The sequence below is a fragment of the Caballeronia calidae genome (assembly GCF_900044055.2).
Lineage (GTDB): Bacteria > Pseudomonadota > Gammaproteobacteria > Burkholderiales > Burkholderiaceae > Caballeronia > Caballeronia calidae.
Map to the genome: position 1 here is coordinate 1 of NZ_FCOX02000127.1, position 9,542 is coordinate 9,542.

Consider the following 9,542-nt stretch of genomic DNA (forward strand, 5'->3'; position numbering starts at 1 on the left):
TGCCCACTGAAAAAGTAGTGGGCACATTCTGCGTTGCATCGCCTCCGCCTTCTACGTGGGCCGAATTGAGCGCTTTCGTTATATGAAGCTGCGTAGCGCGCTTCAGACACCTCAATCCAAGCGGTTGCAGCACGTCCTCGCGCCCCGTGACAGCAAGATCGGACCGTGGATGACGCTCGATGAAGAAGCTATTTTGATCACGCTTCTAAGCCAGTGCCAGCGAAGGATCGCTCAGTTTCAGGCGTGCTCGCTGGCGAGGCTCGATCCGAAGATGGGGACCGGCATCCGTCAGCTCCGCTGGTCGTACGCGATGGCCCGGCGTGGGAGCGTGGGTCGAACAGTCGGGCGAAAGTCGCGCCTGAATGCTGATGAATCGAAGCGCAAGCGCGCAAAGCCGCCGGACATCCGGTGCGTTCTGATGAGCGGGCGCTCGGGCAGGTAACCACTGGGCCGCCACGCGTCGGCGGCGCCGGAAAAAAACTCAGACGAAAAAATGGCGCGGCATTCGTCGCGATCGTCGCAGCCGATAAATTCAAAAGAAGCGCTCCATGGAATCGAAGAAGTCATGCTGACGCAGAATCTGACTTCCTCGCCTCATGGAGCCGACAGCTGGAGAGCGAAATCGGTAGGAGCACCGTCAGTCTTCTGGGCTCTCGAGCAAAGTTCTTTACACCGCAACCTGGCAAGCCGCGCCTACTGGCGCGGGTACGATGAAAGCATCGGGGCCCCGATCCTCACGCCGAGGGTATAGCGCGCTGAAGGCTGCATCGATCCACGCCTGCGAAGACATATATGCCGCCCTCTGGTCACATGGATGAAACGTCAACTCGGCAGACGGCATGGCCTCCTGCACGGCCTCCCCGATGCTCTGCCCGACCGTGGCCGCACCGCGCTCGGCCGCGCCGGGCAGCAGGATCGCGAACGTATTGTTCGTGTAACGGACGGCCACATCCCCCGCCCGGCGGATCCGCCGATGGATGCATCCGGCAACACAACTCATCGCTGCGGCATGCGCCGTCGGCGCTGTTGCCGCCTCCCTCACCGAAATCAACAGCAGCGACAGGGGCAGCCCGCTGCGCTGTGCGCGACGCCATTCGCTCTCAAGCGCGCGAAGGAAAGCGTCGCGATCGCACAGCGATGTCGCCCCCACGGCGTCCGTCGCACTTACGTGGATAGCGATCGGAGCGGACCTGCGATGCGGCAGCGACTGCAACACTCGCACATCGGCCAGCAATGCATAGCCAATACGTGGGATTGTCTTGATCGACGGCGCTCCCGCCCCGAGCACGCTGAGTACGGTGCGCAGCGCGCAGATCGCTTGACTCAGGCTGTTGTCACAAACTTCGAAGCCGTGCCGGCGCCAGCCTTCGTCGAAGAGTTTGCGGCGCGAGAGCACGACACTCGGCGAGCGCACCAACAATCCGAACAGGCGCGTCACAATTGGCTTCAGATGAATGTCGGCCGTTTCGCCGGATAAATCGACAAGTTGGTCCGCCGTTTCATCGAGAAGCCAACGTTCATTGAGGATAAACTGCTGGGTGCCCATCGTGTCCATGGTTTTTCTCCGTGCGTATAGCGAGGTTAACGTCACGAACTGACAAATGGTTACCAGATTTAACACTTACCGTAAGATTTACATCTTAGGCCATTGAAAGACAAAAACTCGACAATATAACCGCAAGAAAGAAAAGTCCTTACGTACCATTTCAAACATATGACAAAATTCCGGCTTTCATCATAACTCATCACAAATAAGTCCCGAGCGTCCCCGCTTATGGCTATGGTTGGTAATCCCCCAGGATCACTGTGTTTTTCGCTTCGAGGGAGTGCACGGCTTTCCGAAACTCGACGGGTTAAGGCGGACGTCAACGCCAACCGGATGCCCAGCCAGGACGAGGCTTGGCAGGCGCGCCAGGCTTAGAACATCGCATCGGTCGGTCTTCACGTGTTCGCCCGGCTTCTTCTAAATCCGCGACGGCGCCACGATCTGGCAGCCTGCTTTAACTCGCGGCAGTTCTCGGCAAATTGTGCACCAGGACGGCTTCGTAGCAGAACGCCGCCGCCCGTGCCACGCTTGAGCGGTGCCATCAGGTACTACCGAAAGACACGGCAGGGTTCTTGGGTGCTCGGTTTCAGCGCATCATAGCCAGAACGCGACACGCGAGCGTGACGAAGAAGTTGGGACGCCCGCGCCTCACCCGCATAAGTGCCGGACTTTCGTAGTCCTCGCGAGCACGTGCTGTAACCCATGCGCACCAGACTGCATCCCTTGCACTATACGCCCGACGTAAGGCTGTGCCGAAAACCACCGCGACTACCTCTTTCGCGACGCGTTCTTATGTGAACCGAGCAATCAAATTCAACGACTTTGACGCGCAGCAACATGCCTGTGGCGCGTCATCAGACACTCACATTCGCTCATTTTTATTAGATGATACCCCCGTCAGGCAAACCACGCACAAGAAGACTGCCGATACCTGTTCACGTGGAGTGAGCTTCAAGACGCACTTGACACCGGTTCCAGCAGACATAGACGCTTCATGGTGGAAAAAACAGAAAGCTTTACGCCTCTCCTGCAATCGGATACATTGAAATATATGAAAGATTTTGCTCGATCGTGGTATCGATCGTCCTCAGGTAAAATCTGAAAAGGTGCTTTTTCTATTCTTTTTTCTTTTTTGCCGTGTTCGATCTGAACGCGATTGAGTCCAGGGAAAATCATGGACACATTGCAGGTGCTGGTTATTGATAAGGACGCGGCATTCCGTCAGGGTGTGGTTGACGCTATCCGGGATTCCGCCCTATTGCCAGGCCTGGTGATTCAACAGGCCACGTCGGCACACGCCTACTTCGATGCGCCCGGCGACGTAAGCGCCCTTGATGGGCTGATCGTCGATTGGGACGCCGAGCCCAATGCGAGCGTGAGGCTCGCAGTCTTGAGGCTGCGGTTTCCCGGTGCAGCAATTATTGTCAGTTCAAGCAGCAACAGCTTACTGGTTCCACGGCAAGCCTTCGCCGCCGGCGCAGCTGGCTTTGTTCGCCGGGATGGCCCGCCCTTGCTTGTCCGGGCCGTGATCGAGCTCGTGCTTAGCGGCGAGGCGTTCGCGTTGCCCGATCATCTTCGCCCTTCATCGATGTCAGGCGTCTGAGCCGAGGCTCGAGCATGCCACCCCTCCTTTTACTCGCCTGGGATCCGTTGCTCCGTCACCGGCGCAACCAACGCATAGCCGAGACGCGGAATCCTCGCGATGTAGATCGACGAAGGATCGATGTTGTGAAGCGCATGCCGAAGTGCGCGAATAATTTGAGACAACTCGTGATGCGCCCCCTGTACGGGCCCGTTGTCTAATGCGATCCGGATTAGGTGTTCGAAGCTAAGAAGCGAAAACGGCGAACAGGCAAAGGCCGCCAACACCCGGGTCATTCTCGTGTCCAACTCGATCCGGCCGGCCGTGCCGTTTATCCCCTGCACCCAACCAGCACCTGTGTCAAAAAATATTCGCGAGCCGAGAATAAAGCCAGACTGCCCGCCAGAAACGGAAGATTCTGTCGTCATGGCATCTCCTGCAATGGAAACTCGCAGCCCCGTCCCGTCCAATGCGCGCCGATCTAACATCCGTAACGGACCGTGACTGCCAAAAAATTTGCGCAGAATTTATGCCCGCAGTGTCTTATTTATCAGACGAGAACTGAATGCCGGCAAGTTTTTACATAGAAATTATTACACAGATGAGTGAGAAACTTTATTCATTAAACGCCTCATTTCGCAAATAAAGCCGCAATGTGTTCCCACGGAGAGATAGAGCGAGTATTCCGCAAATACTTCACTACATTTTAAGTTGATCAAATCAAGAAAGCGCCGCCAACCTGCCCTCAGTGTCGCGTCGCGGCGCCTCTTGCGCGTTGATGCGCAGCCGTCACATGTGCGCATCTTCAGGAGAAAACCCCGTCGAAGATCGATGGAAATACAGAGATAGGCCGGTATCCAGAGCGTCAAAACGTTCCACTCAAAGCCATATGTACGGCGCGATCCAATCACCCCAAAAGACCACACCCACCTAAAAAACCTAATGGACCACGAACACCCGAGACTAGACACATGACTCTATTTTGCCTTTGATCGCGCGCACTTCAGCGTGAAGTTTTATGAGGCGCCCGCCAAGCGGACGGTTGATCGCACCCCTGACTTGAGGGTCTGCACGCGACAGTATGTCAACAAACTGCATCGGCGAGATCCAGATGTCGGGCAGACATTGCACAGCGCGAATTGATGCGCCACTCAGCAGCATAACCACCATACAGCACCGCCTCGGATTCATCCGTAAAAGGTTGCATCCCGCTGTATTCAGTCGTGAACGCATCCAGTAAAAACCCCGAATCGCACTGTCGAATACGGACGGCACAACGATATCGGACAGAAGCAGCGCGGGGTACCGGGTCGCCTGGCTCCTCGATGAGCATGGACTTTATGATGACTTCAAACCCGCGATAGTGATATTTACGCTCGTGCATGTCGGCCCTCTTGCTACAAATTAGGTGACACTCTACTGTCGTGGCTTCAGACAAACGCGTGATGGTGTGTGAACGCCTCTAATTTTTCGTGCGATCTTTTTATAGGGCTGCGACGACTATTGACAACCAATGCTTAAGATAGAGGGCATAACCAGATAGCACCGCGGATCATCGCCGCCTGAACGGGTCATTGAAGGCTTGCCATCGGATCGAAGAATCGCGCAGACGCCGTCGACCGCGGTGTAATCGGGTTGGTGTCGAGAATACAAGTTATTTGAATGGGTTGAGCGCATTGCATTTTTCGGCCCTTGCCATTCACCGAACATCACACCGCGTGAATCGATGAGGCCTTATGCTGAAACGGCCGCCTATATGAAGACCCATGCGGCTGAGGGGTGTCCACGCGTTGAGGGGCCCGCGTGTCACTGCAGCACTTTGGTCCCCGTTTATCCGCGATTGCGGCAACCGCATGACCAGAGGCACGCATGCATATTGAATTGATTGGCATCACCCGCGAGCACGCCATGCGTCTGGCGGCTGACCTGACGATTTCCGGCAGCGCCGAGCATGTTCTCGAGCTGCTGTGGCGCGTCCAGTGGAGCGCGCTCACTGCCGTACTCGGCGCGACGGACGCCAAACGCCTCATGACCTCACAAGACGTCCAGGCAGTTTGAAGGGTCGCGGTAGGGGCGATGCTTGACCATCGCCCGCCAGATCGCCGGATCGCCAAACGGTCCCCGACTCCGGCTCCCACAGAGCGTACCGTGCGGTGCTACCGCAATACACACCTCTCACGCTCTTCAGACGTTGATTCACCGCGAGCCGCTGTCACTCGCTATAGGAACGATACAGCGTAATCGGTAACTCACCGACGTCCTTGCGTGTCAGGGATCTGATGCAAGGGCGATACATTTCAGATTGACGATGCAGAAGCTCCTTCCCACCTTGCCCAGCAAGCGCGCTATATGCGCTCACCACTGCACTCGCATCCGGCACTGCCTGCCGCGCATCGGGATCGGGGCTGCTGTTGGCGCAAAATGTGTCGATGTTCAGCTCGTACATCGCGCGGCCGAACTGAGTAACGCCTTTGTCTGATCCAAGGTGAAGTTATGTCAAATAGGCAGTTCCCTATGGCACGTTCAGCACAGTGTCGGTTTCTGCAATAACGCTCGAAAACGTGCGATTCGCGCCTGGATAGACATTGCGGCGCGCTTTTGTTCTACTCTTCCTCGATGCGACGAGGCAGATCCATGCGATTGTGCAGGACGCGCACCACATAAATCGTTGTTTCGTGCACACGATAAAAGACCAGGTGCTGCCCGGCGTGGAAATATCTGTAGGGCACCTCAGGAGGGATGCGACGATTTCAGAGTTATCTTGAATCGTCGCAAGCGCTTGATCGATCACATCGCCGTAAACTTCCATCTGCCGCTCGCCCCAAGTCAGAAGCGTGTGGACGAGTGCATCTTCGATGTCGTCCTCCGCCTTCCTGGTAAGCTGAAGCTGAAACTTAGGGCGTGGCATCGGATTTCGGCTTCTCCCTTGAGGCTGCTCGGTTGATGGCTCTCTCTCGAACTCCTTGCATAATCCCCATCGAGTAAGTCCGGGTCCGCCCGGCTGCGATGTCGTCTTCGCCGAGCTGGAGCGCCGTTATCAGTTGAACGTTCCGCTCCTCGCTCTCTCGCAAACGACGCACGGCGTCGCGAACGAGCTCATTCGCATTGCTGTAGAGGCCGCCTTCAACGCTTTGCTTGATGAAATTTTCGTCGACAGGCGCGAAGTTGATGTTCATAATAGGCTCACAATCAAGCAAACTTTGAACATACTTTGTACAGCACAAGCACTTTTTTCGCAAGTGGTCCCGTTTCGTCGTTGTGGAATTAGCCTCCCAAGATCGGTGTGCAGGCCAGGATGCGCTATGCGGTGCCGCGGCGCACCGGGCTGTCGAGGGCGATTGGCGGTCGGCGCGACCCGAGCGGAAGGTGCCAAGCCAAGCTCGCCCAAATTTCGACTTCGTGCGGTTCGAATCCCTTGCGATGTGATCAAGACCGGCAAGTGCAGCGCGCCGATCCATCGCAACCACCGGGTACAAGTCCAGTCTCCGCCGCAAAGTTAAGGCGACGCTTGTCGGGTAGCCGCCATGCATTGCTGCACAGCGCCCCCCTCAGGTAGGGTCGAGAACTGGCGCGCGCACCTGTAGGCGCCGGTGGTGATTCCACCGCTTTCGCGATGGCCCGCAATCCGGCAACCATGGTCACGTTTCCAGCTCCCGCCACGTCGAACGCAGCGGGCCGATTTCCGGCACTACGCTCTCCTGTTTGCTTCATGTCAAGATTTATGTGACCTATCATGCTGGGCGCGCTTTCGGTGCGGCAGCACGACGAACACGATAGCCGTTGAACAGCTTCAGTTCCTCATACAACCAGCGCCTACTCCACCGCTTCCAGCCAAAGCCCCGTCGATTCCGGGAGCGCCCCATATGGCGCCGGATCTTCTTTTCTACCCAGTCTTTGATGAAGCTGAAGCACTCGCTGGAATGTCCGACAGCGAAGTAATTCACCCAACCGCGTAGCACCGGATTGATCAGTTCTACCACCCGATCTACCGGCTGCGACTGGTATCGCCGAAACACCTCCTTGAGCTTGCGCAATAACGCCGTGCGCTTCTTCAGCTTTGGCGTATAGTGCGCCCGCCACACCTGCCTCTGTACGCTGCGGAGTCGACGGAAGTCGAATCCCAGAAAGCCGAAGCTCTCTGCGCGGTCTAGATTAACGGTGCGGCTCTTTTCTTCATTGACCTCGACCTGCAGTTTGGCAAACTCTTCCCGAAGACGCGTGGTCACCGCCCTCAACAGCCACGCATGGCGCGGATGGGCATCGATCAGCACCACCAGATCGTCAGCGAATCGAGCATACTCACGTAGGTGTACTTCCCGTTGCGCGTGGCTTCTTTCGCCCGCTCCAGCATCCGGTCTACCTCAGTGAGATAGATGTTACTGAGCAACGGTGAAATCACCCCGCCTTGCGGAACGCCTTGTTTGCCCGACGCCGTCAGCATCAGCTTCAGCAGATGCATTACGTCGTCGTCCTTGATCCGACGCGCCACTTTTTCAAGCAGTAGATGATGCCGAACTGTGTCAAAGTAGGCGCGCAAATCAAGGTCTATGACGCGGGTCTTGCACTGAACAATCGCCGTCGCCACCCGATGCACCGCTTCATGCGCGGTACGCTTGGGACGGTATCCGTACGAACCCGGTTGGAAGTCTGCCTCGAAGATCGGTTCCAATATGAGCTTGAGCGCGCCTTGAACCACCCGGTCACGGATAGCCGGAATCGAAAGGACACGGACCTTGCCCCCGTCCTTCGGCATCTCCTGCCGCCGCGCCCGTAATGGCACGTAGGTCCGCCCGATCAGTTCGCCCTGTATCTGCTCGAGAAACGCCTCCGCGCCCTGCGCCTCAATGGCCTCGAACGTCACCCCGTCGATACCCGGAGCGCCGTTGTTCTTTCTGGCCAGCGTATACGCTTCGCGCAGCGTTTCCATCTTACAGACGTGAACGTACAACCCCCAGAAACGCCAGGACGGTTCAGCCTTCGCCTTGACGTATATTCCCCGCCTCAGGTCCTGCAAACTGCTGGACGCCTTTGTCATCTCGTCCTTGCCTCCCATGTTGTCGAGGAAGTTACAAACAGCAGGGCCCCTTCGCTCCACCAGCGTTACCCGGCTTCACAGCTAGTACGGGCCCATCCGCCACCCTCTCGCCTTCGGTCCACTTCCCGGGTTCGCCGGTTATAGGACCTACCTTGCTCCAGCGATTTCGCGCCGGGGCGAGGAGGGCTTCTCCAGTTGCTCAGCATGTCCTTGTCATCGTGCCGTCGCTTCCACCCCGCCGAAGTGGAATAGCCGTATCGGTCAGATTTCGGCTACCCATGCTGCCTTCGCCCCCACGGTTGTGGGCTCGGCCCTCGGAGCTTTTCATTTTCGAGGCCACATCTACGTTCACTTTTGTTACGGCCCGATGACTCGCACACTCCCCAAGGAAATGCCTGTCGATAGGCTTCAGAGTCTTGGTTTCCCGCCACCCTGCTATCCTAGCTACGGGGCCTCTGACTCCTACCCCGGCAGGACTGACTCCTGCTGAACATGCCAGCCTTAGCTGGACGCACAACCGTGCATGCACCTTTCAATGCACACGGCTCAAGCCTTTCAAAACCCCCAAGTGGGAGCCGGTTTCTTTACTGTCAAACCACGGCTATGGATTTGCTGGTGGCAAACAGGATGGACCATGACGAGATTGGCTCGCGCACTTGATCCTCCGTCCACACGACGAACGATGTGATGAACGTGCCATCCCGTCGCCGCAGTGATGCGCTGCTGACTCAGGCACGCCTCGGCGCAGCAACGCTTGCTTGAGCACGCCTTCGATGTCGAGCGCGGTCTCCGACAAACAAAACGCGCTGTGGGCAACGTCGTCAAACAGCGAAACGAGATAGGTCTTGCGGCGTAGAGCGCTCAACGATAACGTCGGCCCGTGCATCACGTCGCCGTACCAGATCGAGCCGGCGGGTTCGGCCACGAAGCTGCGCTTCTCGTCGGGCACGAGGGTAGATGCGCTAATGCGCATAGACCGTGGACCTTGAGCAGGCGGTGTATGGCGCTCTTGGAGAGCGTGTCGCGCGGCGCGACGCCTGCGCCTTCGAGCAGCAGCCGAATCTGGCGGATCGAGCGTCGCGTGTTCTCGCGTTTGGCCGCGAGAATGGCCCGCTTGCACCAATGGAAGAACCGACATGAAACCGCCATCGCGAAGGCGGCGGAAGCGGCCAAATTCTGTGGGGCGTGCAAAAAAACACGATGCGGCCCGTCTCGCGATGCGTAAGAGCTTATCCGTAAATTATGTTAACGCTCAGCGGCACCTTGCGGAAGGCGATGATGGCAGCGGCAAGATGGTTTAGGGCGACGAAACTGCGTTCGAGTTTTTCGTATCGGACCAACAGTTTGCGAAAGCGGTTGAACCAGCTGTGACAGACTTC

13 protein-coding genes are annotated in these 9,542 nt (G+C 57.2%); 2 read left to right on the plus strand and 11 right to left on the minus strand.

What is annotated here, in order from left to right; all coding sequences use genetic code 11:
• Positions 1 to 288: 288 nt before the first annotated feature.
• Together AWB78_RS47170 and AWB78_RS40135 are read right to left on the minus strand one after the other, a co-directional pair.
• On the minus strand, positions 289 to 567 hold the full coding sequence (locus tag AWB78_RS47170; protein WP_157697804.1) for a hypothetical protein: 279 nt from the start codon (positions 565 to 567) through the stop codon (positions 289 to 291).
• Between the two features lie 100 nt (positions 568 to 667).
• The gene (locus AWB78_RS40135) at positions 668 to 1,555 is read right to left on the minus strand and encodes a winged helix-turn-helix domain-containing protein (protein WP_062612543.1); all 888 of its coding nucleotides are present in this window, start codon (positions 1,553 to 1,555) and stop codon (positions 668 to 670) included.
• A 1,165-nt stretch (positions 1,556 to 2,720) separates the two neighbouring features.
• On the opposite strand from AWB78_RS40135, the gene AWB78_RS40140 reads away from it, so the two are divergent.
• Positions 2,721 to 3,149 (plus strand): hypothetical protein, encoded by a 429-nt coding sequence (locus AWB78_RS40140; RefSeq protein WP_062612545.1) that lies wholly within the window; start codon positions 2,721 to 2,723, stop codon positions 3,147 to 3,149.
• 29 nt (positions 3,150 to 3,178) lie between these two features.
• Here AWB78_RS40140 and AWB78_RS40145 read toward each other — a convergent pair whose 3' ends face one another.
• Together AWB78_RS40145 and AWB78_RS47175 are read right to left on the minus strand one after the other, a co-directional pair.
• Positions 3,179 to 3,556: a winged helix-turn-helix domain-containing protein gene (locus AWB78_RS40145; protein ID WP_062612546.1), complete on the minus strand. Its 378-nt coding sequence runs from the start codon at positions 3,554 to 3,556 to the stop codon at positions 3,179 to 3,181.
• 656 nt (positions 3,557 to 4,212) lie between these two features.
• The gene (locus tag AWB78_RS47175; RefSeq protein WP_157697805.1) at positions 4,213 to 4,512 is read right to left on the minus strand and encodes a hypothetical protein; all 300 of its coding nucleotides are present in this window, start codon (positions 4,510 to 4,512) and stop codon (positions 4,213 to 4,215) included.
• Between the two features lie 485 nt (positions 4,513 to 4,997).
• Between AWB78_RS47175 and AWB78_RS40150 the strand changes: the two genes are divergently transcribed.
• Entirely contained in the window at positions 4,998 to 5,186 is a 189-nt protein-coding gene (locus tag AWB78_RS40150) for a hypothetical protein (RefSeq protein WP_062612547.1), read from the plus strand.
• Positions 5,187 to 5,340: 154 nt separating this feature from the next.
• Here AWB78_RS40150 and AWB78_RS47180 read toward each other — a convergent pair whose 3' ends face one another.
• From AWB78_RS47180 to AWB78_RS44595, 7 genes are all read right to left on the minus strand, one after another.
• Entirely contained in the window at positions 5,341 to 5,574 is a 234-nt protein-coding gene (locus tag AWB78_RS47180) for a hypothetical protein (RefSeq protein WP_074173683.1), read from the minus strand.
• A gap of 66 nt (positions 5,575 to 5,640) precedes the next feature.
• Complete coding sequence (locus tag AWB78_RS50200; protein ID WP_062612549.1) at positions 5,641 to 6,036, minus strand: type II toxin-antitoxin system RelE/ParE family toxin; 396 nt, start codon at positions 6,034 to 6,036, stop codon at positions 5,641 to 5,643.
• Complete coding sequence (locus AWB78_RS47185) at positions 6,023 to 6,304, minus strand: type II toxin-antitoxin system ParD family antitoxin (protein WP_062612550.1); 282 nt, start codon at positions 6,302 to 6,304, stop codon at positions 6,023 to 6,025. The genes AWB78_RS50200 and AWB78_RS47185 overlap by 14 nt, the downstream gene beginning before the upstream one ends.
• A 555-nt stretch (positions 6,305 to 6,859) precedes the next feature.
• Positions 6,860 to 7,399: a group II intron maturase-specific domain-containing protein gene (locus AWB78_RS48935; protein WP_232478076.1), complete on the minus strand. Its 540-nt coding sequence runs from the start codon at positions 7,397 to 7,399 to the stop codon at positions 6,860 to 6,862.
• Positions 7,393 to 8,163, minus strand: a complete 771-nt coding sequence (locus tag AWB78_RS48940) for a reverse transcriptase domain-containing protein (RefSeq protein ID WP_232478077.1) — start codon at positions 8,161 to 8,163, stop codon at positions 7,393 to 7,395. Before AWB78_RS48940 ends, AWB78_RS48935 begins: the two co-directional genes overlap by 7 nt.
• Positions 8,164 to 8,718: 555 nt before the next feature.
• Positions 8,719 to 8,988 (minus strand): HNH endonuclease signature motif containing protein, encoded by a 270-nt coding sequence (locus AWB78_RS47940; protein ID WP_332460146.1) that lies wholly within the window; start codon positions 8,986 to 8,988, stop codon positions 8,719 to 8,721.
• 404 nt (positions 8,989 to 9,392) lie between these two features.
• A partial coding sequence (locus AWB78_RS44595; protein ID WP_157697761.1) for a transposase occupies positions 9,393 to 9,542 on the minus strand: 150 nt, incomplete at its 5' end.